Annotated in this window: 20 protein-coding genes; 11 read left to right on the forward strand and 9 right to left on the reverse strand. The window is 71.3% G+C overall.

Annotated elements, in window-relative coordinates:
* Positions 1 to 65 precede the first annotated feature (65 nt).
* The 3 genes from mfd to ACO2Q3_RS07515 form a co-directional block, all read right to left on the reverse strand.
* On the reverse strand, positions 66 to 3554 hold the full coding sequence (gene mfd, locus ACO2Q3_RS07505) for a transcription-repair coupling factor (protein WP_423305933.1): 3489 nt from the start codon (positions 3552 to 3554) through the stop codon (positions 66 to 68).
* Complete coding sequence (locus ACO2Q3_RS07510) at positions 3551 to 3838, reverse strand: succinate dehydrogenase assembly factor 2 (protein WP_423305934.1); 288 nt, start codon at positions 3836 to 3838, stop codon at positions 3551 to 3553. Before ACO2Q3_RS07510 ends, mfd begins: the two co-directional genes overlap by 4 nt.
* Positions 3839 to 3911: 73 nt before the next feature.
* The gene (locus tag ACO2Q3_RS07515; RefSeq protein WP_423305935.1) at positions 3912 to 4904 is read right to left on the reverse strand and encodes a Tim44 domain-containing protein; all 993 of its coding nucleotides are present in this window, start codon (positions 4902 to 4904) and stop codon (positions 3912 to 3914) included.
* A 112-nt stretch (positions 4905 to 5016) separates the two neighbouring features.
* On the opposite strand from ACO2Q3_RS07515, the gene recG reads away from it, so the two are divergent.
* Positions 5017 to 7092: an ATP-dependent DNA helicase RecG gene (gene recG / locus ACO2Q3_RS07520; protein ID WP_423305936.1), complete on the forward strand. Its 2076-nt coding sequence runs from the start codon at positions 5017 to 5019 to the stop codon at positions 7090 to 7092.
* On the opposite strand, the gene ACO2Q3_RS07525 is transcribed toward recG, so the two are convergent.
* Genes ACO2Q3_RS07525 through kdsA form a run of 5 tightly spaced genes read right to left on the reverse strand, consistent with a single transcriptional unit; the run spans position 7010 to position 12813 of the window.
* The gene (locus tag ACO2Q3_RS07525) at positions 7010 to 8215 is read right to left on the reverse strand and encodes a DUF3089 domain-containing protein (RefSeq protein ID WP_423305937.1); all 1206 of its coding nucleotides are present in this window, start codon (positions 8213 to 8215) and stop codon (positions 7010 to 7012) included. The genes recG and ACO2Q3_RS07525 overlap by 83 nt on opposite strands.
* Positions 8215 to 9447, reverse strand: coding sequence for an FAD-dependent oxidoreductase (locus ACO2Q3_RS07530; protein WP_423305938.1), 1233 nt, complete (start codon positions 9445 to 9447; stop codon positions 8215 to 8217). Before ACO2Q3_RS07530 ends, ACO2Q3_RS07525 begins: the two co-directional genes overlap by 1 nt.
* Positions 9448 to 9452: 5 nt before the next feature.
* Entirely contained in the window at positions 9453 to 10457 is a 1005-nt protein-coding gene (gene rfaD / locus ACO2Q3_RS07535; protein WP_423305939.1) for an ADP-glyceromanno-heptose 6-epimerase, read from the reverse strand.
* Positions 10454 to 11920, reverse strand: coding sequence for a D-glycero-beta-D-manno-heptose 1-phosphate adenylyltransferase (rfaE2, locus tag ACO2Q3_RS07540; protein ID WP_423305940.1), 1467 nt, complete (start codon positions 11918 to 11920; stop codon positions 10454 to 10456). Before rfaE2 ends, rfaD begins: the two co-directional genes overlap by 4 nt.
* 32 nt (positions 11921 to 11952) lie before the next feature.
* Positions 11953 to 12813, reverse strand: coding sequence for a 3-deoxy-8-phosphooctulonate synthase (gene kdsA / locus ACO2Q3_RS07545; RefSeq protein WP_423305941.1), 861 nt, complete (start codon positions 12811 to 12813; stop codon positions 11953 to 11955).
* Between the two features lie 96 nt (positions 12814 to 12909).
* Here kdsA and ACO2Q3_RS07550 point away from each other — a divergent pair, with 96 nt between their 5' ends.
* The 10 genes from ACO2Q3_RS07550 (at position 12910) to ACO2Q3_RS07595 (ending at position 24751) form a co-directional block, all read left to right on the forward strand.
* Positions 12910 to 14349, forward strand: a complete 1440-nt coding sequence (locus ACO2Q3_RS07550; protein ID WP_423305942.1) for a cryptochrome/photolyase family protein — start codon at positions 12910 to 12912, stop codon at positions 14347 to 14349.
* Between the two features lie 57 nt (positions 14350 to 14406).
* The gene (locus ACO2Q3_RS07555; protein WP_423305943.1) at positions 14407 to 15660 is read left to right on the forward strand and encodes a class I SAM-dependent methyltransferase; all 1254 of its coding nucleotides are present in this window, start codon (positions 14407 to 14409) and stop codon (positions 15658 to 15660) included.
* Between the two features lie 57 nt (positions 15661 to 15717).
* Positions 15718 to 16740 (forward strand): cysteine synthase A, encoded by a 1023-nt coding sequence (locus tag ACO2Q3_RS07560; protein WP_423305944.1) that lies wholly within the window; start codon positions 15718 to 15720, stop codon positions 16738 to 16740.
* Positions 16737 to 17582 carry a 3-mercaptopyruvate sulfurtransferase gene (gene sseA / locus ACO2Q3_RS07565; protein ID WP_423305945.1) on the forward strand — a complete coding sequence of 282 codons (846 nt, stop codon included), beginning with the start codon at positions 16737 to 16739 and terminating at the stop codon, positions 17580 to 17582. The genes ACO2Q3_RS07560 and sseA overlap by 4 nt, the downstream gene beginning before the upstream one ends.
* Positions 17583 to 17613: 31 nt before the next feature.
* The gene (metC, locus tag ACO2Q3_RS07570) at positions 17614 to 18771 is read left to right on the forward strand and encodes a cystathionine beta-lyase (protein WP_423305946.1); all 1158 of its coding nucleotides are present in this window, start codon (positions 17614 to 17616) and stop codon (positions 18769 to 18771) included.
* A gap of 66 nt (positions 18772 to 18837) precedes the next feature.
* Complete coding sequence (locus tag ACO2Q3_RS07575) at positions 18838 to 19443, forward strand: hypothetical protein (RefSeq protein ID WP_423305947.1); 606 nt, start codon at positions 18838 to 18840, stop codon at positions 19441 to 19443.
* Between the two features lie 88 nt (positions 19444 to 19531).
* On the forward strand, positions 19532 to 20326 hold the full coding sequence (locus tag ACO2Q3_RS07580) for an enoyl-CoA hydratase/isomerase family protein (protein WP_423305948.1): 795 nt from the start codon (positions 19532 to 19534) through the stop codon (positions 20324 to 20326).
* A gap of 114 nt (positions 20327 to 20440) precedes the next feature.
* Positions 20441 to 21478, forward strand: coding sequence for a bifunctional nicotinamide-nucleotide adenylyltransferase/Nudix hydroxylase (locus ACO2Q3_RS07585; RefSeq protein WP_423305949.1), 1038 nt, complete (start codon positions 20441 to 20443; stop codon positions 21476 to 21478).
* An 82-nt stretch (positions 21479 to 21560) separates the two neighbouring features.
* Positions 21561 to 22949 (forward strand): nicotinate phosphoribosyltransferase, encoded by a 1389-nt coding sequence (locus tag ACO2Q3_RS07590; RefSeq protein ID WP_423305950.1) that lies wholly within the window; start codon positions 21561 to 21563, stop codon positions 22947 to 22949.
* 278 nt (positions 22950 to 23227) lie between these two features.
* Positions 23228 to 24751 (forward strand): DHA2 family efflux MFS transporter permease subunit, encoded by a 1524-nt coding sequence (locus tag ACO2Q3_RS07595; RefSeq protein ID WP_423305951.1) that lies wholly within the window; start codon positions 23228 to 23230, stop codon positions 24749 to 24751.
* Position 24752: 1 nt separating this feature from the next.
* Here the strand turns inward: ACO2Q3_RS07595 and ACO2Q3_RS07600 are convergent, their stop codons facing one another.
* Positions 24753 to 25844, reverse strand: a complete 1092-nt coding sequence (locus tag ACO2Q3_RS07600) for a M14 family metallopeptidase (RefSeq protein WP_423305952.1) — start codon at positions 25842 to 25844, stop codon at positions 24753 to 24755.
* Between the last annotated feature and the right edge of the window lie 135 nt (positions 25845 to 25979).

The following is a 25979-nucleotide window of genomic DNA, read 5'->3' on the forward strand; positions in this document are numbered from 1 at the left end:
AGCGTCTGACTTCCCCACCCTGATCGCTTCGCGATCTGTCCCTCCCCAAAATGGGGAGGGAGGGTTCAGCCCTTCGCTACCTTGGCCAGGGCCGAGAGGATGCGCTCGGCGGCGGCGAGGCGCTGGTTGGGGGTGTCCCACTCGCCCTTGACCACCACCTTCTGGTCGGGCCGCAGGCGCCAGGCGACCTGGTTCTTCTGGATGAACGGGATCAGCCCGGCCGGGTTGGCGAAGTGGTCGTTGCGGAAACTGACCACCGCGCCCTTGGGCCCGACGTCGATCTTGGCCACGTTGGCCTCGCGGCACAGGCCCTTGATCGCCACCACCTTGAGCAGCTGGTCGGCTTCCGACGGCAGCGGGCCGAAGCGGTCGATCAGCTCGGCGGCCAGGGCTTCGCGGTCCTCCGCCTTCTCGGCTTCGGAGATCCGCCGATAGAGCGACAGGCGCACGTTCAGGTCCGGCACATAGTCCTCGGGGATCAGCACCGAGGCGCCGGTGTTGATCGCCGGCGACCAGCCGCGGTCCAGCGACAGGTCTTCCGGCCCGCCCCTGGCCTTCAGCTCGGCCACCGCGTCCTCCAGCATCTGCTGGTACAGCTCGACGCCGATCTCCTTGATGTGCCCCGACTGCTCGTCGCCCAGCAGGTTGCCGCCGCCGCGGATGTCCAGGTCGTGGCTGGCCAGCTGGAAGCCGGCGCCCAGGCTGTCGAGCGACTGCAGCACCTGTAGCCGGCGCTCGGCCGACAGGGTGATCGGTTTCTCGAACGGCGTGGTCAGATAGGCGTAGGCGCGGGCCTTGGAGCGCCCCACGCGGCCGCGCAGCTGGTACAGCTGGGCCAGGCCGAACATGTCGGCGCGGTGCACGATCAGGGTGTTGGCCGTGGGGATGTCCAGGCCCGACTCGACGATGGTGGTCGACAGCAGTACGTCGTAGCGTCCCTCGTAGAAGGCGCTCATCACGTCTTCCAGCTGGGTCGGCGCCATCTGGCCGTGGCCGACGACGAACTTCACCTCGGGGACCTGCTCGCGCAGGAACTGCTCCAGGTCCGGCAGGTCGGAGATCCGCGGGGCGACGTAGTAGGCCTGGCCGCCGCGATACTTCTCGCGCAGCAGCGCCTCGCGCAGGGTCACCGGGTCCCAGGGCGTGACGTAGGTGCGCACGGCCAGGCGGTCGACCGGCGGCGTGGCGATGATCGACATCTCGCGGATGCCGCTCAGCGCCATCTGCAGGGTGCGCGGGATCGGCGTGGCCGTCAGGGTCATCACGTGCACGTCGGCGCGCAGGGCCTTCAGCGCCTCCTTGTGCTTGACGCCGAAGTGCTGCTCCTCGTCGACGATCACCATGCCCAGGTCCTTGAACCCGACCTGCTTGGACAGCACCGCATGGGTGCCGACGACGATCTCCATCTCGCCCTTCTTCAGGGCCTCGCGGGTCTCGTTGGCCTCGGCGTTGGGGGTCAGGCGCGAAAGGCGGCCGATGCGCACCGGCCAGCCCTGGAAGCGGGCCTTGAAAGTGGCGTAGTGCTGGCGCGCCAGCAGGGTGGTCGGACAGATCACCGCCACCTGGCGCCCGCTCATGGCCATGACGAAGGCGGCGCGCAGGGCGACCTCGGTCTTGCCGAAGCCGACGTCGCCGCAGATCAGCCGGTCCATCGGCTTGCCCTGCGACAGGTCCTCCAGCACGTCGGCGATGGCGTTCAGCTGGTCGTCCGTCTCCTCGTACGGGAAGCGGGCGCAGAATTCGTCGAACAGGCCCTGCGGCGGGTCGACCTCGGTGGTGTGCTTCAGGGCGCGGGCGGCGGCGATGGCGATCAGGCCCTCGGCCATTTCGCGCAGCCGTTCCTTGGCGCGCGCCTTGCGACCCTGCCAGGCGGCGCCGCCGAGCTTGTCGAGCTGCACGCCCTCGCTCTCGGAGCCATAGCGGGTCAGCAGGTCGATGTTCTCGACCGGCAGGTAGAGCTTGGACTCCGCGGCGTAGTGCAGTTCCAGGCAGTCGTGCGGCGCATCCTGCACCACCAGCGTCTTCAGGCCCGCGTAGCGGCCGATGCCGTGGTCGATGTGCACCACCAGGTCGCCTGGGGTCAGGGCGGCGGCCTCGGCCAGGAAGTTGCTGGCCCGGCGTCGGCGCCGCGGCCGCGCCAGCCGGTCGCCGAGGATGTCGGTCTCGGAGATGACCGCCAGGCTGTCGGTCTCGAAGCCGTGCTCCAGCGGCAGCACCGCGCGCTGCGGCTTCTTCGGATCGGCGGCCTTGGCCGCCTGCCAGTAGGGCGCCAGGGCGACGCCGCGCATGCCGTGGTCGGCCAGCATCGAGCCCAGGCGCTCGGACGAGCCCTCCGACCACGAGGCGAACAGCACCCGCTTGCCGGCGGCGGCGAGGCGCTTGGCGTGGTCGGCGGTGGCCTCGAACAGGTTGACGCTGTCCTGCGCCCGCTCGGCGGCGAAGCTGCGGCCCAGCTTGGCCCCCATGTCGACGACCTGCTCGCCCCCCTCCCCGCGCAGCGGCTCGAACTGCCGCGTGGCGAAGTGGTCGAGGCCGGCGTTCCACTCCTGGGCGGAGAGGTACAGCAGGTCGGGGTCGATCGGCCGGTAGTGCGCCTTGCGGTCGGCCTGGGCGCGGGCGTCGTAGGCGTCGGCGATCATCGCCAGACGCTCGTCGCGGGCCTCGGCCGCCAGGTGGTCGACCCCGATCAGCGCCTCGGCCGGCAGGTAGTCGAACAGGGTCTCCATCCGCTCGTAGAACAGCGGCAGCCAGTGCTCCAGGCCGGCCCGGCGCACGCCCTCGGTGACCGCGGCGTACAGCGGATCGTCGCCCGGCGCCCCGAAGGCGGTCAGATAGCCGGTGCGGAACCGCGAGATGGCGTCGGCGTCCAGCAGCGCCTCGCTGACCGGCGGCAGGTCGACCGCCGACAGCTGGCGGGTCGAGCGCTGGGTCTCGCGGTCGAAGCCGCGGATCGACTCCAGGGTGTCGCCGAACAGGTCCAGCCGCACCGGCTCGTCGGCGCCGGGCGGGAACACGTCGATCACCCCGCCGCGGATGGCGAACTCGCCCTTGTCCGAGACGGTGGAGGCGCGGTGGTAGCCGTTGACCGCGAAATAGCGCTCGATGTCGGCGATATCGACGCTGTTGCCCACATGCGCCGAATAGCCGGCGCGGCCGACCAGGGCGCGGGTCGGCAGCCGCTGCAGCAGGGCCGCCGCCGTGGTGACGATCAGCAGCGGGGTCTTGCCGCTGGCGCCCTTCGCCAGGCGGGTGAGCGCGGCCATCCGCTGGGCGGAGACGCCGCTGGACGGGCCCACGCGGTCGTACGGCAGGCAGTCCCAGGCCGGGAACTGCACGACCTCGGTCTCCGGCGTGAAAAAGCCTATCGCGTCGGTGAAGGCCGAGGCGCGCGAGCCGTCGCGGGCCACGAACAGGGCCACGCCGCCGCGGGCGCGCAGCATGTCGCCCATGGCCAGGGCGTCATAGCCCTCGGGCGCGCCGCTGAGCACCAGCCGTCCCGGCGCCTTGGCCAGCCGCTTCAGGTCGGGCGCGGGAGAAAGCGTCTCCGTGCTCACGTCCGGCCGTCGCCCGTGGGCTTGCCCGCCGGTCTGGAAGGGTCGAACGCCTTCAGGCGGCGCATCACGTCATGCTCGTGTTCCGGCGGCGTCTCCGCCGAGCCGGTGATCCAGGCGTAGAGGTCGTGGTCGGGCTGGTCGAGCAGGGTCTCGAAGGCGGCCATCTCCTCTTCGGAGAAGCCCGGGGCGTGCAAATCCGCGAACGGCCCCAGAATGAGGTCCGCTTCCCGAAACCCGCGACGCCAGGCGCGGAACCTGGCCCTGTTCAGTCTCGTCTCGTCCATGGAGGCGCGCCATATAGGCTTCCTGACAGGCGAACGCCAGCGTCGCCTGTCAGCAGCCGTCCTTCCGAGGCTATCAAGTCTCCTGGATCGCCGAGAGTTTCCAGGCCCCGCCGTTCTCGCGGGCGAAGGTCCAGAACTCCACCGTCTCGGTGGGCCGGTTCGGATCGCCTTCGATCACGGCGCCGGTGCCCCGGTCGCGCATGACGTCGATGCTCTGGTAGCGCAGCGCCGCGGTGGCGTAGTCCACCGGCCCTTCGCGCCAGGCCTCGGTGACGTCGGCCTGCACCAGCCGCACGGCGGTGACGTCGTTGCGCCGGTTGTGCGTGGCGTTCTGGCTGAGCTCCTCGGCCAGGAACGACATCACCTCGGGCGTGGTGCGGTCGCGCAGGCGGCCGTAGTCCTCGTGGCCGAAGGCGTCCTGGATCTCCAGCAGCAGGCGCTCGAAGGCGTCGCGGTCCATCTGGGTGATGGGGATTTCCAGCGCCGGCCCTCCGCCGGCCGCGGGTTGCGGCGCGCCAAAGCCGCCGAAGGCCTGGCCGCCGAACATCTGCTGGGTCATCGGCGGTTGCTGGTTCGACCAGCCGCTGCCGCCCGCGAAGGCCGGCCCGCGCCGGCGGAACAGGCTGAACGCGAACCAGGCGATGCCGCCCAGGATCAGCAGCTGGATCAGGATGGTCAGGCCGCCGCCGCCGCCGGCGCCGCCCCAACCGCCGCCCCAGCCGTGGCCCATCAGACCGCCGATCAGGCCGCCGCCGATCAGGCCGCCCAGGAAGCCGCCGCCGAAGCCGCCCCAGAAGCCGGGCCGGCGATAGCCGTTGTTGAAGCCGGGCGAATAGCTCGGCGCATAGGACGGCGCGCCGGGGTACTGCGACGGCGAGGTCATCGAGCGCTGCACCGGACCGGGGGCGCTGGGGGACATGTAGCTGGAGCGTGGGGCGCTGTAGGTGCGCGCGCCGCGCGAGCCGAAGCTGCCGCCACGGCGGGCGTCGGCCGGATCGGCCATCAGGCCGCCCAGCACCAGGGCCAGGCCCAGGGCCGCGGCCCAACGCTTGTAGGAACGAGTCATCGGGAACCTCCCATGGCCCCTCATGTAGTCATTGGCCGCCCCGGCCAACAGACCCCCTGAGGCGGCGCTTGATTTGCAGCATGGACCGGCCCGGCCCACTATTCTGTTCACGATGCGTCCCGAGATTCTCTTTCCGCTGTTCGCGCCGGTGACGACGCTGAAGGGCGTCGCCTCGCGCACCGCGCCGCTGCTGGAGCGCGTGGTGGGCGGCGCGCTGGTGCGCGACGTGCTGTTCACCGCTCCGGCCAACCTGGTGCGCCGGCGCCAGACCACGGTGGCGGACGCCCAGGACGGGGAGACCCAGATCCTGCTGCTAGTGGTCAACGATCATCAGCGGCCGGGGCGGGCCAACCTGCCGTGGAAGATCCGCTGCCGGGACGACACGGGGTTCATCAACCTGGTCTGGTTCAAGGGCCATGGACCGCACCTGGAGCAGCGCTATCCCTCCGGGACCGCCCTGGCCGTCAGCGGCAAGGTGGAGCGCACCGACTTCGGCCTGCAGATCGTCCACCCGGACTACATGCTGCCCGCCGCGCGCGCCGGCGACATCCCGCAGAGCGAGGCGGTGTACCCGGCCACCCAGGGCCTGCCCTCGCGCAGCATCCGCCGCTTCGCGCTGGAGGCGCTTGAGCGGGCGCCGGCGATGCCGGAATGGCAGGATCCGGCCTGGCTGGAGCGCCAGCGGTGGCCCGCCTGGCGCGCCGCCCTCGAGACCCTGCACAACCCGGTCGGCCAGCAGGACCTGCTGCCCGAGGCCCCGGCCCGCCGGCGCCTGGCCTTCGACGAGCTGCTGGCGCACCAGCTGGCGCTGGCCCAACGCAAGCGCGAGCGGCGCATCCAGCCCGCCGCCGCCATCGAGCCCAGCGCCCTGGCCGACCGGGTGGAGGGTGCGCTTCCCTTCCGCCTGACCGGCGCCCAGGTGCGGGCGCTCAGCGAGATCCGGGGCGACCTGAAGGCCGGCCAGCGCATGACCCGGCTGATCCAGGGCGATGTCGGCTCGGGCAAGACGGTGGTGGCGATGCTGGCCATGGCCGACGCCGCGGCGGCAGGTCTGCAGTCGGCCCTGATGGCCCCGACCGAGATCCTGGCCCGCCAGCATTTCGAGACCCTGCAGGCGCCCCTGGCCGCGGAGGGCGTGCGCGCCGTGCTGCTGACCGGGCGCGACAAGGGCGCGGCGCGGGCCGAGAAGCTGGGGCTGCTGGCCGACGGCTCCGCCGCCGTGGCCGTGGGCACGCACGCCCTGTTCCAGGACGACGTGGTCTTCAGCGCCCTGGCCCTGACGGTGATCGACGAACAGCACCGCTTCGGCGTGGGCGAGCGTTCGCGGCTGCAGGCAAAGGGCGAGTCCACCCACCTGCTGGCGATGTCGGCGACACCGATCCCGCGCACCCTGGAACTGACCGTGTTCGGCGACCTGGACGTCTCGCGCCTGGACGAGAAGCCGCCCGGCCGCAAGCCGGTGGCCACCCGCGCCTCGCCGATGTCGCGCCTGCCGGAGATCGTGCGGCGCCTCAGCCAGGCGGTGTCGGGCGGGGCGCAGGCGTTCTGGATCTGCCCGCTGGTGTCGGAATCCGAGACCGTCGACCTGGCCGCGGCCGAGGCGCGGGCGGCGGCCCTGGCCAAGGTGTTCGGGACCCGCGTGGGCCTGATCCACGGCAAGCTGACCGGGCCGCAGAAGGATGCGGTGATGGCCGACTTCGCCGAGAACCGGCTGTCGGTGCTGGTGGCGACCACGGTGGTCGAGGTGGGGGTCAACGTGCCCAACGCCAGCATCATGATCATCGAACAGGCCGAGCGTTTCGGCCTGGCGCAACTGCACCAGCTGCGCGGTCGGGTGGGTCGCGGGGCGGCGGAGAGCAGCTGCGTGCTGCTGTACGACCCGCCGCTGTCGGAGATCGCCACCCGCCGGCTCGACATCCTGCGCCGCACCGACGACGGCTTCGAGATCGCCGAGAAGGACCTGGAGCTGCGTGGCGGCGGCGACCCGCTGGGGCTGAAGCAGAGCGGCTTTCCCGCCTATCGCCTGGCCGACGCCGCCGCCCACCGCGACCTGATCGCCGTGGCCGCCGACGACGCCCGCCTGATCCTGGCGCGGGACCCCGGGCTCACCTCCCCGCGGGGACAGGCGGTGCGGGTGCTGCAGGAACTGTTCGACTGGCGGCCGGCAGGGCTGAGCGAGGCGGGTTAGACGCCTGCCAGGCGGCCAGGCGGGCGGCCACATCCGCCTGAAGATCAGCATAGAACAGATTGAATCCAGGCGCTTTGTGCCGGATCGCCCAGCTGCCCCAGGGGCGCAGGCTGTCGGACCGCGGCTTGGTGTAACGCAGCAGGCCCTCGCTGCATTGCGCGCCCACCTGGCGCACCAGGAAGCCGGGCTTGGCCCCCCATTCCAGCCCCGTGGCGTTGACCGCCCCCAGGTTCAGCCGCTCCGGCGCCGCCACGTCGGTGGCCGCGCCGAGCAGCGGGTTGACGCACAGCGGCGCGCGCGGCGCCAGGCCGACCAGCTGGTCCTTGGCGTTCCACACCACCGAGCGGCTGAGGATGCGCCGCGCGCCGATCAGATCGCTCCAGCGCACCGAGGTCCAGGCGAGCACGCAGCCGGCCTGGTTGCGCGCGGCGCAGGCGGGAACCGGGGCGCCGGGGCCGTACTCGTCGGCGGGCGCGATGGTCTCGATGAGATAGGCCGCGGCCAGCCGCCGGCGCAGCCCCGGGTCGGGGACGATCTCCTCGCGCAGCAGACGGGCGGCCAGGGCGCCCCCCTGCTCCACCCCCACCAGCACCAGCGGCCGGTCCGGGTCGGCGTGGCGCAGATAGGCGCGGAACGCCTGCAGCACGTCGCCATAGGCGAAGCGCCGCGCCTCCAGGGCGTCCACCCACAGGGTCAGGGAGGTATAGAGGCTGGCCTGCCGGTAGCGGGGGGCGATCACCGGGCCGGCGTCGGCGAACGGCGCGGCGTAGTTGGGCATCATGATGCGGTTCAGCTCGGCGCTGGCGCCCTTGTCATGGATCGGCCCGTTCCAGTCCCGGCCGCCGTCGAAGGTGGTGGGGTGGATGAAGAACACCTCCGCCTGGCCCGGCTGGGCCGGCGCCGGGCGGGTCATCCAGGGGGGCGGCAGCACCCAGGCGTCGGAGCGGGCGTAGTCCGGGGCCGGCGGCGGGGTGTAGACGGCGTAGGGAATCTGCGGGTCCAGCAGGGCCTGCAGGATGTCGTCGCGCCAGATCAGGAACGCGGCGACGGTCAGGCTGACCACGAGGCCGACGAGAAGGCCCAGCCAGAGCCGGGCGCGCCTGGCGAGGCGTCCGCGGGACATCAGCGGGCGTGGGCGTCGGGGGTGCGCACGTGCTCCATCCGGAAGCCCATGCCGATCACCCGCGCGGGGATGCGCCTCAGCCACGGCAGCGCGTTGAACAGTTTCGCCGGCCAGGGCGCACGCACCCCGCCCCGCGCCTTCAGCGCCCGGCCGATCACCCGCTGCTGGATGAACAGTTGCAGCGCCTGCATCTGGGCGGTCGGCCGCTCGCGCACGCCCTGCACCGCCTGCAGATCGTGGAAGCTCAGGGTTCCCTCGCGCAATGGTCCGGCCAGGGCGTTGGCGGCCGCCACGGCGTCCTGGATCGCCAGGTTGATGCCGACGCCGCCGATCGGCGACATGGCGTGGGCGGCGTCGCCGATGCACAGCAGGCCCGGCCGCGCCCAGGTCTTCAGCCGGTCGACGGAGACGCTCAGCAGCTTGATCTGGTCCCAGTCCCGCAGGGTGTCGACCCGGTCGGCGAAGCCGGGGCTGGCCGCCGCGATCGAGGCCTTCAGCGCCGCCAGGCCCTGGGCCCGGATGTGGTCGTAGCCGCCCTTGGCCACCACGTAGCCGCACTGGAAATAGTCGCCGCGCGGGATCGCCACGAACACCAGGCCGGCGGTGATGCGCCCCAGCGGCATCTCCTCGTCGCCTGGCCGGCGGGGCAGGCGCATCCACAGCACATCCATCGGCGCGCCCAGGTCGTGCACGGCCAGGCCCGCCTTGTCGCGCAGCGCGGAGGTGCGGCCGTCGGCGGCGATCACCACCTCGGCGCGGATCTCCATCACGCCTTCCGGCCCGGTGGCGCGGACGCCGACCACCCGCTCGCCCTCGACGATCAGGTCGGTGGCCTCGGTGCGCATCCGCACGTCGAATTCCGGGAACCGGGCGCCTTCCCGCGAAAGGAAATTGAGGAAGTCCCACTGCGGCATCAGGGCGACGAACCGGGCGTGGGTCGGCAGGTGGCGCAGGTCGGCCATGTGCACCAGATCGGGCCCGACCTGACCGCTCAGCTGCTCGATGCGGTCGTGCGGACACTGCAGGAAGCGGTCCAGCAGCCCCAGCTCCCACATCGCCTCCATGGTTGAGGGGTGGACCGTATCCCCCCTGAAATCTCGCAGGAAATCGCCGTGCTTCTCAAGCACCATCACCCGCACCCCGGCCCGCGCCAGGATGTAGCCGGCCATCATCCCCGCCGGACCGCCGCCGGCGATCACCGCCTGGACGCCAGGGGCGGCTGTCGCGGGCATCGCCGCTAGCCGAGCGGGGGGTGGCGAAGGGCAAGATCGCGCGCGGCGTAGTCGGCGATCCCCTTCTCCAGCCCGGTGAAGGCGGCGGTGTAGCCGGCGGCGCGCAGCCGATCCATCCGGGCCTCGGTGAAGTACTGGTAGCGCCCCTGCAGGGCCGGGGGCATGTCGACGTATTCGATGTCCGGGTCGCGCCCGGCCGCCGCGAACACCGCGCCGGCGAGGTCGGCAAACGATCGGGCCCGGCCGGAGCCCAGGTTGAAGATGCCGCTCATTCTTTCGGACCGGGCCAGCCAGTCGACCACGTCGACCACATCGCGAACGTAGACGAAGTCGCGCAGCTGGCCGCCGTCGGCGTAGCCGGGGTGGTGCGAGCGGAACAGCTTCACCGTCCGGCCGGCGACGACGTCGGGCCAGATCTGCGAGACCACCGAGCGCATCGGCCCCTTGTGCTCCTCGTTGGGCCCGTAGACGTTGAAGAACTTCAGCCCGACCCATTGCGGCGGCGCGGCCTGGCGCGCGGCCTCGCGCACCGCGAACAGGTCGAACAGGGCCTTGGACCAGCCGTAGACATTGAGCGGCCGCAGGGCGGACAAGGCCGCGTAGCCGTTGTCGTCGTCGAAGCCCAGGGCGCCGTCGCCGTAGGTCGCCGCCGAGGAGGCGTAGATGAACCGGCGGCCGTTCTCTGCGCACCAGCGGAACAGGTCGCGCGACAGGCTGAAGTTGCTGTGGATCACCTTGTCGGCGTCGGGCTCGGTGGTCGACGAGACCGCGCCCATGTGCACGACCAGCTTCACCGCCTGGCCGCGGAACGCCAGCCAGTCCTGCAGCGCCTCGGGGGCGATGAAGTCGGCGATCGGATGCGGCGCGAGGTTGCGCCACTTGCCTAGGTCGGCCTCGCGCAGCCGGTCGCAGACCACCACGTCCACGTCCGGATCGGCGGCGAAGCGCCCGGCGATGTTGGAGCCGATGAAGCCCGCCCCGCCGGTGACCAGCACCACCCGCCGGCTCATCGCTCGCCCGCCAGCTTGCGCAGGGTCGAGGTGGTGGAGTGGCCGCCGACCAGTGTCGCCAGCCGCACCTCGCCGCCCCAGGAGGCCACCAGGTCGTGGCCGACCACCTCCTCCACGGCATAGTCGGCGCCCTTGATCAGCACGTCCGGCCGCGCCGCACGGATCAGGGCGATGGGCGTGTCGTCGTCGAACGGCGCCACCAGATCCACCGACGCCAGGCCGGCCAGCACCAGGGCGCGGGCCTCCAGGTCGTTCACCGGACGCCCCTCCCCCTTCAGCGCGCGCACCGACCGGTCGGTGTTGAGCCCGACGATCAGCCGGTCGCACCAGGACCGGGCCTGCGCCAGATAGGCCACATGCCCCGGATGGAGGATGTCGAAGCAGCCGTTGGTGAAGCCGATCTTCAGCCCGCGCTCACGCCAGCGGGCGACCTGGCGCGCCATGCGTTCGGGCGTGACCACCTTGGCCTCGGAGGGCGCCAGGGCGGCGGCCAGCTCGGCCTCGATCAGCTCCTCGGGGCTGGCGGTGGCGGTGCCGGCCTTCTCAACGACCACGCTGGAGGCCAGCAGGGCGAATTCGATCGCCTGATCGACCGGCGCCTTGGCCGCCAGCGCCAGCCCCAGGGCGGCGAGCGCCGTGTCGCCGGCCCCCGAGGTGTCGAACACCTCCGGCGGCGGTCGGCTGAAGTGGCGCACGGCCTGGCCGCGCACGGCCAGCGACATGCCCTTGGCGGCGCGGGTGACCACGATCGCCCGACTGTCCGTCAGCTGCAGCGCCCGGGCGAGGGCGGCCTCGACCTCGGCGTCGGTCTCGGCCGGCAGCTCGGTGGCGTAGGCCAGCTCGGCGGCGTTGGGCTTGATCAGGTCGACGGCGCCATAGCGGCGGAAGCTGCGGGCCTTTGAATCGACGATCAGCACCGCGCCGTTGGCGGCGGCGGCGGCCAGGCAGGCCTCGATCACCGTGGGCGAGGCGACCCCCTTGCCGTAGTCGGACAAGAGGATCGCGCCGGCGCCCCGCGCGGCGTCATGCAGGGTGCGGACCAGCCGCCGCTCGACCTCATCGGCGACGGGGTGGGTCTGCTCCAGGTCGACGCGCAGCAGTTGCTGACCCTGCGAGACGAAGCGGGTCTTCAGGGTGGTGGGCCGGCCGTCGTCGCGGATCAGGAAGCCCTCGACACCGCCCTCCTGGCCCACCAGGCGCAGGGCGTCGCGCGCCGGCTCGTCGTCGCCGATCACCCCCACCAGGGCCGCCAGGCCGCCGAGCGCGGCGACATTGCGCGCCACGTTGCCGGCCGCGCCCAGCATCAGGGCCTCGCTCTGGCGAGCCATGATCGGGATCGGCGCCTCGGGCGAAACCCGGGTGACGTCGCCATAGACGAAGCGGTCCACCATCACGTCGCCGACGGTGACGACCCGGACGCCGGCGACCGCGGCCAGCAGGGGCTGGAGACTGGAGAGGTCCATGGCCAGGGTCTGCGCTCGCTTGGGCGGTGCGGTCAACCGGCGGCGAGCGGCCGGCGCTTGGCCAGGGCGTCGAATTCCAGCAGCTCCGCCGCCAGGGCCTCGAAGGCGTTCAGCGGCACCATGTTCGGTCCGTCGGAGGGGGCGTGGTCCGGGTCCGGATGGGTCTCGATGAACACCGCCGCCACGCCCACGGCCACCGCGGCGCGCGCCAGCACCGGCACGAACTGGCGCTGGCCGCCCGAGCTGGTCCCCTGCCCGCCCGGCTGCTGCACCGAATGGGTGGCGTCGAACACCACGGGGCAGCCGATCGCCGCCAGGATCGGCAAGGCCCGCATGTCCGAGACCAGGGTGTTGTAGCCGAACGAGACCCCCCGCTCGCAGGCCATCACGTTCGGATTGCCGGCCTGCAGAGCCTTGTCGACGACGTTGCGCATGTCCCAGGGCGCCAGGAACTGGCCCTTCTTGATGTTCAGCGCCCGGCCGGTCTGCGCGGCGGCGACGATCAGGTCGGTCTGCCGGCTGAGGAAGGCCGGGATCTGCAGCACGTCGGCCGCCTGGGCCGCGCGGGCGCACTGGTCGATCTCGTGCACGTCGGTCAGCACCGGCAGGCCCGTCACCTCGCGGATCTCGGCGAAGATGGGCAGCGCCTCGTCCAGGCCGACGCCGCGCGCCGCGGCGGCCGAGGTGCGGTTGGCCTTGTCGAACGAGGTCTTGTAGATCAGCCCGACGTCCAGCCGCCGGGCGATCTCGGCCAGGGCGTGGGCGGTCTCCAGGGCGTGCTGGCGGCTTTCCAGCTGGCAGGGCCCGGCAATCAGGGAGAGCCGCTCGGCGTTGCCGATGCGCACGGCGTGGCCGGCGCCGGCCCTGACCTCGACCACGGAACTTGGCTGCATGTCGGTACGCTCCTGATCCAGGCGCTGCGCGCGGCCGTACAAGTGACCGCCTGGCCGTTGCGGCGCAAGGTGTTGGCGTTGGCGGGGGCGCAAGGCATGGGAACAGAGGCGCCGGCGATCGTCTGGTTCCGGCAGGATCTCAGGCTGACCGACAACCCGGCCCTGGCCGCCGCGCACGCCACGGGCCGGCCGGTGGTTCCCCTCTATGTCCTCGATGAAACCCCGGGCCTGCGCGCGATGGGCGCCGCCTCGCGCTGGTGGCTGGACAAGTCGCTGGCGGCGCTGGCCGAAGACCTCAAGCGCCTCGGCTCGCGGCTGGTGCTGCGCCGGGGCGAGGCGCAGACGGTGCTGCGCCGGCTGGCGCGGGAGACGGGCGCTGAGGCCGTGTTCTGGAACCGCGTGTACGACGGCGCCGGGGTGGCGCGGGACACGGCGGTGAAGGCGGCGCTGCGCGACGACGGCCTGGCGTGCGAGAGCTTCAACGCCGGCCTGCTGAACGAACCCTGGCAGGTCAAGACGGGCGCCGGCGGCCCCTTCAAGGTGTTCACCCCCTACTGGCGCGCGGCCCGGGCGATGATCGACCAGCCCGAGCCTTCGCCGCGCCCCCGCCGGCTGGCGACGCCGGACGACTGGCCGCCGACGCGCCGCCTGGCGTCCTGGCGCCTGCATCCGCGCAAGCCCGACTGGAGCGGCGGGTTCGGCGACTGGACCCCCGGCGAGGCCGGCGCACGCCGGCGGCTGGACGCCTTCCTGGACGGCCCGGCGCGCGACTATGCCGAGGGCCGGGACTTCCCGGCCCGGGCGGCGATCTCGCGCCTGTCCGCGCACCTGCACTTCGGCGAGATCGGCCCGCGGCAGGTCTGGGTCGCGGTCCAGGCGGCGGTGGCGCGCGATGCGCTGAGCGAGGACCAGGCGGAGGCCTTCCTGCGCGAGCTGGGCTGGCGCGAGTTCAACCACCACCTGCTGTTCCACAACCCCCGCATCGAGACCGAGAACTTCGCTGGCGGCTTCGACGGCTTCCCCTGGCGCCAGGACGCCGAGGCGCTGGAGGCCTGGCGCCGCGGGCAGACCGGCTATCCGATCGTCGACGCCGGCCTGCGCGAGCTGTGGACCACGGGCTGGATGCACAACCGGGTGCGCATGATCGTCGCCTCGTTCCTGGTCAAGCACCTGCTGATCGACTGGCGCGAGGGCGAGGCCTGGTTCTGGGACACCCTGGTGGACGCCGACCTGGCCAACAATGTCTGCAACTGGCAGTGGGTCGCGGGCAGCGGGGCGGACGCCGCCCCGTTCTTCCGCATCTTCAACCCGATCCTGCAGGGTGAGCGGTTCGACGCCGACGGGGCCTATGTGCGCCGCTGGGTCCCGGAACTGGCGAAGCTGCCGGCGAAGCTGATCCACCAGCCGTGGACCGCCGACCCCGCCCTGTTGCGCGCCGCGGGCGTCGCCCTGGGCCAGACCTATCCCAAGCCCATCGTCGGCCACGCCAGGGCGCGCGAGCGCGCGCTGCAGGCCTATCAGGCGCTTGCGGAGTGATTATCGAGCTCAAATATCAATGTTATAGTGCTCGTAGAGCAGAAGAGCGTGACGCCCATGACGCGTGCGACTGATGCAACCGCAGACATCTCCGCCGATGCGCGTATCGGACCCGGCGACCCGGAGCTGCGAAAGGCGCCGGCAGCCTTTCGGAGCGTCGTTGCGATCGCTTCTCAGAATTGGCAATTCGGAAGGCTGACGTTCGTCTTGCCGTCGGGCCGCGAGATCTTCATCCAGGGAACCGAGCCAGGGCCCGATGGACGACTGATCGTGCGGGATTTCCACTTCGTGGCCCGGGTTCTGGGCTCGGGCGACATCGGCTTCGGCGAAGGCTTCATGGCCGGCGAGTGGGACACGCCCGACCTATCCGCCCTGCTGGAGGCCTTCACCGCCAACCTGGACCGGCTGCAGCGCCTGATGGACGGCAATCCGGTGCTGCGGGCGGCGAACTTCGTCTCGCTGCTGTTCCATCGCAACAGCCGCAAGGGCGCGCGCCGCAACATCCAGGCCCACTACGACCTGGGCAACGCCTTCTATTCGCGCTGGCTGGATCCCAGCATGACCTATTCGTCCGCCCGCTATGAGCGGCCCGGCCAGACCCTGTCGGAAGCACAGCGCAACAAGTACGCCAGCCTGGCGCGCCAGATCGACCTGCGCGCCGAGCACACCGTGCTGGAGATCGGCTGCGGCTGGGGCGGCTTCGCCGAGTTCGCGGCCAAGGAGGTCGGCGCGCGGGTCACCGGCGTCACCATCTCGCCGGCGCAGTACGAGTTCGCGCGCAAGCGCCTGTTCGACCAGGGGCTGGCGGAAAAGGCCGACATCCGGCTGATCGACTATCGCGACGTGGAGGGCCAGTACGACCGCGTCGCCTCCATCGAGATGTTCGAGGCGGTCGGCGAGGAATACTGGCCGGCCTATTTCGGCAAGGTGCGCGACGTGCTCTCCCCCGGCGGCCGCGCCGGCCTGCAGATCATCACCATTCGCGACGAGCTGTTCGCCGGTTACCGCAGCCGCGCCGACTTCATCCAGAAGTACATCTTCCCGGGCGGGATGCTGCCGAGCGAGGCGCGGCTGCACGAGGAGGTCGAGCGCGCCGGCCTGGAGTGGAAAAGCGTGGTCCGGTTCGGCCAGAACTATGCCGACACCCTGGCGGAGTGGGCGCGGCGGTTCGAGGCGGCCTGGGACGACATCAAGGGCCAGGGCTTCGACGAACGCTTCCGCCGGCTCTGGCGCTTCTACCTCAGCTATTGCGAGGCGGGGTTCCGCACCGAGCGGACCAATGTGGTGCAACTGAGCCTGAGCCGAAGCTGAGCTTTTCTGACAGGCTTGCCCCTTGCGCCCCTCGCCGGACCCCGCGATTTAGGGGCCATGGCCAGTCCCGCGCGCACAGACCCCGTCTCCAAGAGTGTCCTCGACGCGATCGGCAACACGCCGCTGATCCGCCTGAACCGCGCCAGCGACGCCACCGGCTGCGAAATCCTGGCCAAGGCCGAGTTCATGAACCCGGGCCAGTCGGTCAAGGACCGGGCGGCCCTGTGGATCATCCGCGACGCCGAGCGCCGCGGCCAGCTGCGCCCTGGCGGGCGGATCGTCGAGGGCACGGCCGGCAACACCGGCATCGGCCTGGCCATGGTCGGCACGGCGCTGGGCTATCGCACCACGATCGTCATTCCCCGCACCCAGAGCCAGGAGAAGAAGGACGCCATCCGCCTGGCCGGCGCCGAGCTGGTGGAGGTGGATGCGGTCCCCTACGCCAACCCGATGAACTACGTGAAGTATTCGGGGCGTCTGGCCGAGGAGCTGGCCGCCAGCGAGCCGGCCGGCGCGATCTGGGCCAACCAGTTCGACAACGTCGCCAACCGCCAGGCGCACGTGGAAGGCACCGGCCCGGAAATTTGGGAGCAGACCGCCGGCAAGGTGGATGGCTTCATTTGCGCGGTCGGCTCCGGCGGCACCCTGGCGGGCGTGGCCATGGCCTTGCGCCAGCGCCGTGCGGACGTCGCCATCGGCCTGGCCGATCCCTATGGCGCGGCGCTGTACGACTACTATGCGCATGGCGAGCTGAAGTCCGAGGGGACCTCGATCAGCGAGGGCATCGGCCAGGGCCGCATCACCGCCAACCTGGAGGGCCTGACCGTCGACCACCCCTACCGCATTTCCGACGCCGAGATGCTGGAGCAGGTCTACGACCTGGCGCAGCACGAAGGCCTGGTGATGGGCGGCTCGACGGGCATCAACGTCGCCGGCGCGGTCCGCATGGCGCGCGACCTCGGCCCCGGCCACACCATCGTGACCATCCTCTGCGACCACGGCTCGCGCTATCAGAGCAAGCTGTTCAACCCGGACTTCCTGAAGGAGCGGGGTCTGCCGACCCCGCCTTGGCTCACATGAACCCTCTGGTCTCTCCCGCCTGGCTCGCCGAGCACCTGGCCGATCCCGACCTGGTGATCCTGGACGGCAGCTGGCAAATGCCGCAGGCGGGTCGCGATCCGGCCAAGGAGTTTGCCGAGCAGCACATTCCGGGCGCCCGGTTCTTCGACATCGACGCCATCGCCGACCATGCGACGGGACTGCCGCACATGCTCCCCTCGCCGCACGAGTTCGCCACCGCGGCCCGGCGGCTGGGCGTCGAGCCGACGTCCACGATCGTGGTCTACGACAGCGTCGGCATCATGTCGGCGCCGCGGGTGTGGTGGACGTTCCGCCAGATGGGCCACGATCGGGTGTTCGTGCTGGACGGCGGGCTGAAGGCCTGGCTGGCGGACGGTCGCCCCGTCGAGACGGGCTGGCCCGAGCCGCCGCCGCACGGCGAGTTCAAGGCGCATCCGCGGCCGGCGCTGGTGCGCGATGTCGCCCAGGTGAAGGCCACGCTCCAGGCCGGCGACGGCCAGGTGGTCGACGCCCGGCCGGCCGCGCGCTTCACCGGCGAGACGCCGGAGCCTCGCGAGGGCCTGCGCAGCGGCCATATGCCGGGCGCGCGCAACGTGCCGTTCGCCGCCCTGGTGACGGCCGACGGGACCCTGGCCGAGCCGGCGGCGATCACCGCCGCCTTCGAAGCGGCCGGCGTCGACCTGAAGGGGCCGATCACCACCTCCTGCGGCTCGGGGATCACCGCCTGCGTGCTGGCGCTCGGCCTGGCCCGCATCGGCCGCGAGGACGTGGCGGTGTACGACGGCTCCTGGACCGAATGGGGCGGCCGGGAGGACACGCCTGTGGTGACGGGGCCGGCATGAGCGAGGTCCTGCCGCTGGAGGCGAAGCGCGGATGACCGGCGGCCGTGACGAGACCCGGCTGATCCGGGCCGGCATGCGCTCGCACGGCCGGCTGGCCAAGACCGTCGGCCCGCCGATCCAGAAGGGCTCGACGGTGCTGCTGCCCGATGCGGCCTCGCTCTACGACGAGCGCCAGACCACCTACGGCCGCGGCGGGCTGGCGGCGCAGAATGCCCTGATGGACGCCCTGGCCGAGCTGGAGGGCGCGCAGGCCGTGCGCCTGTTCCCCTCGGGCCTTGCCGCCGTCACCGGCGCCCTGCTGGCCGTGCTCAAGGCCGGCGACGAGGTGCTGGTCACCGACACCGCCTACAAGCCGACCCGCCGGTTCTGCGACAACGTGCTGACCCGGTACGGCGTGCAGGTGCGCTATTTCGAGCCGCGCACGGCGCCGGACGCCCTGCCCTGGTCGGCGGCGACCCGGCTGGTGATGCTGGAGAGCCCCGGTTCGCTGACCTTCGAGATGCACGACGTCCGCGCCGTCGCGGCGGCGGCCAGGGCCCGCGGCGCGCTGACCCTGATCGACAACACCTGGGGCGCCGGCCTGCTGTTCAAGCCGCTGGCGCACGGGGTCGACATCAGCGTCCAGGCGCTGACCAAGTACGTCGGCGGCCATTCGGACGTGTTCATGGGCTCGGCCGCGGCCAGCGATCCGGCGCTCTGTTCGGCGCTGGACCACGCCATCTGGGACTTCGGCTGGGCGGTGGCGCCGGAAGACGCCTACCAGATGCTGCGCGGGCTTCGCACCCTGCCGACCCGCATGGCGCGCCACGGCGCCAGCAGCCTGATCGTGGCCGAGTGGCTCAGCCGCCAGCCGCAGGTGCTGCAGGTGCTGCACCCGGCGCTTCCCGGCGCGCCCGACCATGAGCTCTGGAAGCGCGACTACAGCGGGGCCGCGGGCCTGTTCGGCGTCGTGCTGCAGCCGGTCGCCGAGGCCAGGGTGCACGCCCTGCTGGACGCCCTGAAGCTGTTCGGCCTCGGGTTCTCCTGGGGCGGCTTCGAGAGCCTGGCGCTCGACTGCGATCATCAGCTGGTCCACCGCCGGTTCCGCAAGGCCTACGACGGGCCGGTGCTGCGGCTGAACATCGGCCTGGAGGACCCGGGCGACCTGATCGAGGACCTGAGCCGCGGCCTGGGCGCCCTGGCGGGCTGAGGCCGTCGCCAGCCCTCCCCGCGCCGGCCACGCCAAGCTATGCTGCCGGAAATCCGGAGAACGCCGATGCGGGTCGTCTTGCTTTCGATCGCGGCCGCCGGTGGGCTGGCCGGCTGCACGGGCAGGACACCCGCGGCGTCCACGGCGCCCGCCAGCGCCTCGATCGCGCCGGCGCCCGCGCCGCCCTCACCCGCCGACCTCGCGGCCGATCTGCAGGCGGCCAGACAGCTGCCGGCGGACGTGGCCAACTTCCGGGTCTGCCGCGGGTCCGCGCTCGATGCGCGCGATCCGGCGCCGCTGACCCTGCCGGCCGGTGTGATCTTCGACTCCTGGGGCCGCAAGGACGGCGACGAGCGCAACCCCAGGCTCGACGCCGATGCGCTGAAGCCGGATGCGGTGCGCTATGTGGTGGTGCTGGCCCGGCCCGTGACCCTGACCACGGCCCAGCCCTGCGCCGAAACCGTGGCCCAGACCGCCCATTCCGACCTCTTCGAATGGCGCATGCCCCTGGTGCGCAAGGCGCAGGACCTGCAGTTCCAGATCACGGCGGTCGAGAATCACATGGCCTATCCGCTCACCGACCGGCTGGGCGCCGTGGTGAAGGCGGGCATCGTGTTCGGCTATCCTACCGCCGACATCGGTCATCCGCGCCAGATGCGCGAGGAGAACTGACGGGCCTCGCCGCCGCCGCGCCGCGGTGGCACAGTGGCCCGCAAGCACATCAGGCCGGCGCTCAACCGGCCGCGAAGGGAGTCTGAAGATGTCGGAACTGGTGAAGGTCGCGGATAAGGGTCACGTCAGGACCATCACCCTGAACCGGCCGGAAAAGAAGAACGCGCTGAGCACCCAGCTGGCCTGGGCGATCGTCGCGGCAGTGGACGAGGCGGCGAAGAACGACGACGTCTGGGTGGTGGCGATCACCGGCAGCGGCGACGCCTTCTGCGCCGGGCTCGACCTGACGGGCGGCGAGCCCTACAGCCCGCACACCCGGATGACCGCGCAGCTGGACGACATCGGCTGGGTCGGCAACTTCCTGCTGGCGGTGCGCAAGCGCTGCGACAAGCCGGTGGTCGGCGGCATCAACGGCGTGGCGGTCGGCGCCGGCCTGGGGCTGGCGATGGCCACCGACGTACGCCTGATCGCCTCCAGCGCCCGGCTGATGGCCGGCTATACCCGCATCGGCGGGTCACCGGACGCCGGCCTGACCATCACCCTGCCGCAGATCATGGGCTACGAGCGGGCCATGCGCTTCATGATGGAGAACCGCACCGTCACCGGCGCCGAAGCCCTGGACTGGGGCATGGCCGGCGAGGCGGTGGACGACGCCCAGTTCGCCGAGCGGCTGGAGGCCTATTGCGCCCAGCTGTGCGAATGGTCGCCGATCACCCTGCGCCTGCTCAAGCGCGGCATGGTGAAGTCCATGGAATCCAATGACATGGAAGCACAACTTCGCTACGAGGTTGCGAACATCCGTATCGCCTTTGGCAGCGAGGACGGCCGCGAGGCGCGCAAGGCCTTCCTGGAAAAGCGCAAGCCGGTGTTCGTCGGGCGCTAAGCGCCGGGCGTGTCGAGCGACAACATAATGATGCTTGACACCCCTTATGCTCACTCATAGCATAACTCTCGCGGCTGGATAGACCGGCCGCGTTCAACCGCATGGGGGAGCCTCATGCCCTACGACTATCTGGTCCTGATCGGACGCTTCCAGCCGTTGCACAACGGCCACCTCTCTGTCCTGGCCCATGCCCTGCGCCTGGCGCGCAAGGTGATCGTCCTGACCGGCAGCGCGGGCCAGCCGCGCACCATCCGCAATCCCTGGAACGCCAGCGAGCGGGCGGTGATGATCCGCGCCGCGGCGGGGGACGAGGCCGGGCGCCTGATCGTCCGGCCCCTGCGCGACCATCTCTACAACGACACCCTGTGGGTCGCCGAGGTGCAGACCCTGGTGGCGCAGGCCCTGGCGGACGACGGCGCGGCCGCGGACGCGAAGGTCGGCCTGATCGGCCGGCAGAAGGACGACACCAGCGCCTACCTGGCCGCGTTCCCGCAATGGCCGCTGGTCGATGTGCAGCACACCGAGGTGCTGTCGGCCACCGAGATCCGCGCCTGGCTGTTCTCGGGCGACGCGGGGGGCCGCCTGATGGTCGAAGCCAATGTCCCCGCGCCGGTGTTCGCCATGCTGGAGGCGTTCCGCAGCGCCTCGCCGGCCTATGCCCAGCTGGCGCGCGAGGACGCCTTCATCCGCACTTATCGCCAGGCCTGGGCCGCGGCCCCCTACCCGCCCACCTTCGTCACCGCCGACGCCGTGGTCGTGCATTCGGGCCATGTGCTGATGGTGCGCCGGCGGGCCGAACCGGGCCGCGGCCTGTGGGCCCTGCCGGGCGGCTTCGTGAACCAGGACGAGACGGTGCTGGACGCCGCCCTGCGCGAACTGCGCGAGGAGACCCGGGTCAAGCTGCCGCTGCCGGTGCTGAAGGGCTCGCTGAAGGCGCGCCAGGTGTTCGACCACCCAGGCCGGTCGCTGCGCGGGCGGACCATCACCCACGCCTTCCACTTCGACTTTCCCGCTGGCGAACTGCCCAGGGCCCGCGCCGCGGACGACGCCGACCAGGTGCGCTGGATTCCGGTCAGCGAGGCGATGCTGATGGAGGAGCAGATGTTCGAGGACCACTTCCACATCCTCGAGCACTTCCTGGGCGGCGCCTGAGCCCGCACAACCCCGTTCACAGCGGCCCGACAGACGGGCCGGACCACCCCACCCGTTGGGGCCGCGCGAAGGAGCTTCCGCGATGTTCGACAACCTGATCCTCGACACCGACAGCTACAAGGCCAGCCACTGGCTGCAGTATCCGCCCGGGACCAGCGGCGTGTTCTCCTACGTCGAGAGCCGGGGCGGGCGTCATGACCGCACGGTGTTCTTCGGCCTGCAGGCGATCCTCAAGGCCCAGCTCGGCCGCCCCGTGACGCATGCCGATGTCGACGAGGCGCGCGACCTGTTCGCCGCGCACGGCGAGCCGTTCAACGAGGCCGGCTGGCGGCGGATCGTTGACGTGCACCGCGGGCGGCTGCCGGTGCGCATCCGGGCGTTGGCGGAAGGGACCGTGGTGCCCACGCACAACGTGATGATGACCATCGAGAACACCGATCCCGAGGCGTTCTGGCTGCCGTCGTATCTGGAGACATTGCTGCTGCGGGTCTGGTACCCGACCACCGTCGCCACCATCAGCTGGCACGTGAAGCAGCAGCTGCGCGCCGCCCTGGAGGCGACCAGCGACAACGCCGCCGCCGAGCTGCCGTTCAAGCTGCACGACTTCGGCTCGCGCGGGGTGTCGAGCCAGCAATCGGCGGCGCTGGGCGGCCTGGCGCACCTGGTCAACTTCCAGGGCAGCGACACGGTGGCCGCGATCCTGGCCGGCCGCGCCTGGTACGGCGAGCCGATGGCGGCCGCCTCGATCCCCGCCGCGGAGCACAGCACCATCACCAGCTGGGGCCGCGACCGCGAGGTCGACGCCTATCGCAACATGCTGGCGCAGTTCGGCAGGCCGGGCGCGCTGTTCTCGGTGGTCTCCGACAGCTACGATCTGTTCCACGCGGTGCGTGACCTGTGGGGCGGCGAACTGCGCCAGGCGGTGATCGATTCCGGTGCGACCCTGGTGGTGCGCCCCGACAGCGGCGATCCGGCGACCATGGTGGCCGAGACCCTCAAGGCGCTGGACGAAACCTTCGGCTCCAGCGTCAACGGCAAGGGCTTCAAGGTGCTGAACCATGTGCGGGTGATCCAGGGCGACGGGGTCAATCCGGTCAGCATCGGCCAGATCCTGGACCGGGTGACGGGCATGGGCTTCAGCGCCGAGAACCTGGCGTTCGGCATGGGCGGCGGGCTGCTGCAGCAGCTGGACCGCGACACCCAGAAGTTCGCCCTGAAATGCTCGGCGGCCTGCGTCGATGGCGACTGGATCGGCGTCTCCAAGGACCCGGTCACCGACCCCGGCAAGCGTTCGAAGGCCGGGCGGCTGATGCTGCAGCAGAACGCGGCCGGCGACTTCCGCACGGTGGCGGAGGGCGCGGAAGGCGCAGCCGATGGCGGCTGGAGCGACGCCCTGGACCTGGTCTGGGAGAACGGCCGGCTGCTGCGCGACCAGACCTTCGCGGCGGTGCGCGCCAACAGTGAGCGGTAGAGGGGGGGGGGCTCGCCGGCCCCGTTCCCGCTTCCCCCTTCCCCACTGTCATCCCGGACGGCGCGCAGCGCCGATCCGGGACCGCCGGAAACGCTGCCGCGCGCCGGCCGTAGCGAGCGCCAGCGCCTGCCGCAGTCCCGAATATCCGCTGCGCGGAGTCCGGGATGACAGATTGGGGGGTGTGCGGATGTTGGACCGGCAAGTCCAAGCTTGATTGACTCGGCGTGATCGGCGTTTACGCATAGCCGGGGGCGCGGCAAGACGCCGGGGGAAGACCAGTGGCGTCGGCGCAGGACATCCAGAATCGCATCCCGATCACCGGGGCCATGATCCTGGCCACGCTGATGAACACCCTGGATTCCACCATCGCCAACGTCGCCCTGCCGCACATCCAGGGCAGCGTCTCGGCGGCCCAGGACCAGATCACCTGGGTGCTGACCTCGTACATCATCGCCACGGCGATCATGACGCCGCTGTCGGGGTGGCTGTCGCAGAAGTTCGGCCGCAAGCGGATGTTCCTGCTGTCGATCGCCGGCTTCACGGCCGCCTCGATGCTGTGCGGCATCGCCACCAGCCTGCCGGAGATCGTCATCTTCCGCCTGCTGCAGGGGATTGCCGGGGCGTCGATGATGCCGATGAGCCAGAACATCATGCTGGACATCTTCCCCATGGAGCGCCTGCCCCAGGTGATGGCGATCTGGAGCGCGGCGGTGATCCTGGGGCCGATCGTCGGACCGGCCCTCGGCGGCTGGCTGACCGAGAACTATTCCTGGCGCTGGTGCTTCTACATCAACGTGCCGATCGGGGCCCTGGCGTTCGCCGGCCTGTGGATCTTCATGGACCACGACGACGGGGGACGGCAGCGCAAGTTCGACTTCCTGGGCTTCGGCGCCCTGGTGCTGTTCGTCGGCGCCTTCCAGCTGATGATGGACCGCGGCCCCAGCCAGGACTGGTTCCAGTCCAAGGAGATCTGGGTCGAGGCCGCCGCGGGCGCCGCAGGCCTGTGGGTGTTCGTGGTGCAGACGGCGACCTCCGATGCGCCGTTCTTCCACCGCGACCTGGCGCGCGACGCCAATTTCGTCGGCACCACCATCTTCGGCTTCTTCGTCGGCGCGCTGCTGTTCTCGATCACCGCCCTGCTGCCGTCGCTGATGCAGAACCTGCTGGGCTATTCGGTGCTGGAGAGCGGCCTGGCCAGCATGCCACGGGGCCTGGGCTCGTTCTGCGCCTTCATCTGTGTGCCCTTCCTGCTGCGCCGCTTTGGGCCGCGCAAGGTGCTGGTGGTGGGGCTGCTGGTGAGCCTTGTGGCGATCTCGATGATGACCCAGTTCGACCTCTCCATGACCTCGCAGCCGATCATGGTGGCCGGGGTGATCCAGGGGTTCGGGGTCGGCCTGCTGTTCTCGCCGCTGACCTCGCTGGCCTATGTGACACTGAACCCGGTGCATCGCACCGAGGGCACCATCGTCTCGACCATGGCCCGCAGCCTGGGCTCCAGCGTCGGCATCTCGATGATGCAGGCGCTGCTGATCCGCCACGGGGCGGTGGCGCACGAGGCGCTGACCCGCAACATCCAGCCGGGCGACCCGGTGCTGGCCTGGTCGCTGCCTCCGTTCATGAACCTCAACACCGCCAGCGGGCTGCAGATCCTCGACGGCGAGATCAGCCGCCAGGGCTCGATGATCAGCTACGACTGGGTGTTCGGCCTGATCTGGATCATCACCCTGGGCCTGTTCCCGCTGCTGCTGATCCTGCGCCCGCCCTCCGCGCCCGTGGTGGGGCCGATCGAGGCGTCGGAATAGCTCACCCGGCGGCGAGCGCGGCCACCGCCTGGCGGCAGACCAGCATCGACTGGCCGGCCACCATCCCCTTCCAGTCGTCGGCGTCGCCATAGAAGGCGTCGCGGATCTGGCGCTTGATCGGCGCGGCCTGTGGGCTGGTCGGATCGCCATGCGCGTGCAGCCAGGCGTCGGCGCGCAGGGCCAGGGTGACATCGGCGATCGGCCGGGTGCCAACCTCCAGCGCCATGCCGGTAACCTGGGCGTTCGACAGGATCTGCGGCGCCGCCGACAGGCCATCGCCGGTGATGTCGGCGCTGGTGGAGGTGCCGGCCGAAGGCGAGGTGATCGCCGAGCCGTACCAGGACCGCGCCCGCGCGAAGTCCGCGGTCTCCGGCCGCGCCACCACGATCTGTTCGCCAAAGCCCCACGGGCCGAGGCCGGTGTGGAAGTCGATGATCCCGACCTTCGCCGCCTTCGACAGGTGCGCGCGGTAGATCTCGGTCTGGGTGCGCCGCGACCAGGTCGGTCCGGCGCCGCCGAAGAACACCCCGTCGGGGTGGCTGAACTGGCCGCCGCTCATCGCCGCCTGCAGCGCCGCCGGCCCATGCTCCGCCGCGAAACGCAGCAGTTCGGCGGCGGTGTGCGCCTGGACCTCGGCGCCCCATTCGGCGGGGCAGAAGATGTCGTGCAGGCGGTCGTAGGCCGGGTTGGCCGGCAGGGGCCCGGCGAAGTCGATCCAGTTGCGGTTCAGGTCGACGTTGTCCTCGGTCACCCGCCGCAGCCAGGCGAAGCCGTAGGGATTGACCGCGTGTACCAGCATGACGGCCACGCCCGCCGGCAGCCGCCGGTGCTCGGCGCGGCGCAGCCAGTGCACCTGGGCGCCCGAGCCGCAGAAGCCTTCGACCCCGTGGGTGCCGGACAGGGTGACCAGCACCTTCTCGGCGTCGCGCGGCCCGAACCAGGCGATATCGGTGGCCAGCTCACCGCCGTCAGGTCCGCGTTCGGGATGGGTGACGCTGTCCAGGGACCCGTCGGCTTCGGCCACCGCACCCTGGAACATGGCCCGGGCGGCCTGGTAGTCGGCGGCAAAGCACTCGGCGGCGTTGAAGGCCATGGGGGTCTCCGTGGGCATGCGATGGGTCGGGGAGCGCCGGCACCTTAGCCTCAGAACCGGCCACGTCCAGTCGGTGACCGCCGTTACGGGGTCTGCTAGCGTGGCCTTTGGCGCGCCGGCCCGAAGCGGGGGCAG

Source organism: Caulobacter sp. KR2-114, assembly GCF_049446115.1.
Taxonomy (GTDB): domain Bacteria; phylum Pseudomonadota; class Alphaproteobacteria; order Caulobacterales; family Caulobacteraceae; genus Acaudatibacter.

Excerpts from the sequence above, each read along its gene's own strand:
- ACO2Q3_RS07510 (WP_423305934.1), bottom strand. The coding sequence starts at position 3,838 with ATGGACGAGACGAGACTGAACAGGGCCAGGTTCCGCGCCTGGCGTCGC.
- ACO2Q3_RS07590 (WP_423305950.1), top strand. The coding sequence starts at position 21,561 with ATGTTCGACAACCTGATCCTCGACACCGACAGCTACAAGGCCAGCCAC.
- ACO2Q3_RS07555 (WP_423305943.1), top strand. The coding sequence starts at position 14,407 with ATGACGCGTGCGACTGATGCAACCGCAGACATCTCCGCCGATGCGCGT.
- kdsA (WP_423305941.1), bottom strand. The coding sequence starts at position 12,813 with ATGCAGCCAAGTTCCGTGGTCGAGGTCAGGGCCGGCGCCGGCCACGCC.
- rfaE2 (WP_423305940.1), bottom strand. The coding sequence starts at position 11,920 with ATGGACCTCTCCAGTCTCCAGCCCCTGCTGGCCGCGGTCGCCGGCGTC.
- ACO2Q3_RS07525 (WP_423305937.1), bottom strand. The coding sequence starts at position 8,215 with ATGTCCCGCGGACGCCTCGCCAGGCGCGCCCGGCTCTGGCTGGGCCTT.
- ACO2Q3_RS07530 (WP_423305938.1), bottom strand. The coding sequence starts at position 9,447 with ATGCCCGCGACAGCCGCCCCTGGCGTCCAGGCGGTGATCGCCGGCGGC.
- ACO2Q3_RS07515 (WP_423305935.1), bottom strand. The coding sequence starts at position 4,904 with ATGACTCGTTCCTACAAGCGTTGGGCCGCGGCCCTGGGCCTGGCCCTG.
- ACO2Q3_RS07560 (WP_423305944.1), top strand. The coding sequence starts at position 15,718 with ATGGCCAGTCCCGCGCGCACAGACCCCGTCTCCAAGAGTGTCCTCGAC.
- sseA (WP_423305945.1), top strand. The coding sequence starts at position 16,737 with ATGAACCCTCTGGTCTCTCCCGCCTGGCTCGCCGAGCACCTGGCCGAT.
- ACO2Q3_RS07580 (WP_423305948.1), top strand. The coding sequence starts at position 19,532 with ATGTCGGAACTGGTGAAGGTCGCGGATAAGGGTCACGTCAGGACCATC.
- metC (WP_423305946.1), top strand. The coding sequence starts at position 17,614 with ATGACCGGCGGCCGTGACGAGACCCGGCTGATCCGGGCCGGCATGCGC.
- recG (WP_423305936.1), top strand. The coding sequence starts at position 5,017 with ATGCGTCCCGAGATTCTCTTTCCGCTGTTCGCGCCGGTGACGACGCTG.
- rfaD (WP_423305939.1), bottom strand. The coding sequence starts at position 10,457 with ATGAGCCGGCGGGTGGTGCTGGTCACCGGCGGGGCGGGCTTCATCGGC.
- ACO2Q3_RS07600 (WP_423305952.1), bottom strand. The coding sequence starts at position 25,844 with ATGGCCTTCAACGCCGCCGAGTGCTTTGCCGCCGACTACCAGGCCGCC.
- ACO2Q3_RS07550 (WP_423305942.1), top strand. The coding sequence starts at position 12,910 with ATGGGAACAGAGGCGCCGGCGATCGTCTGGTTCCGGCAGGATCTCAGG.
- ACO2Q3_RS07575 (WP_423305947.1), top strand. The coding sequence starts at position 18,838 with ATGCGGGTCGTCTTGCTTTCGATCGCGGCCGCCGGTGGGCTGGCCGGC.
- ACO2Q3_RS07585 (WP_423305949.1), top strand. The coding sequence starts at position 20,441 with ATGCCCTACGACTATCTGGTCCTGATCGGACGCTTCCAGCCGTTGCAC.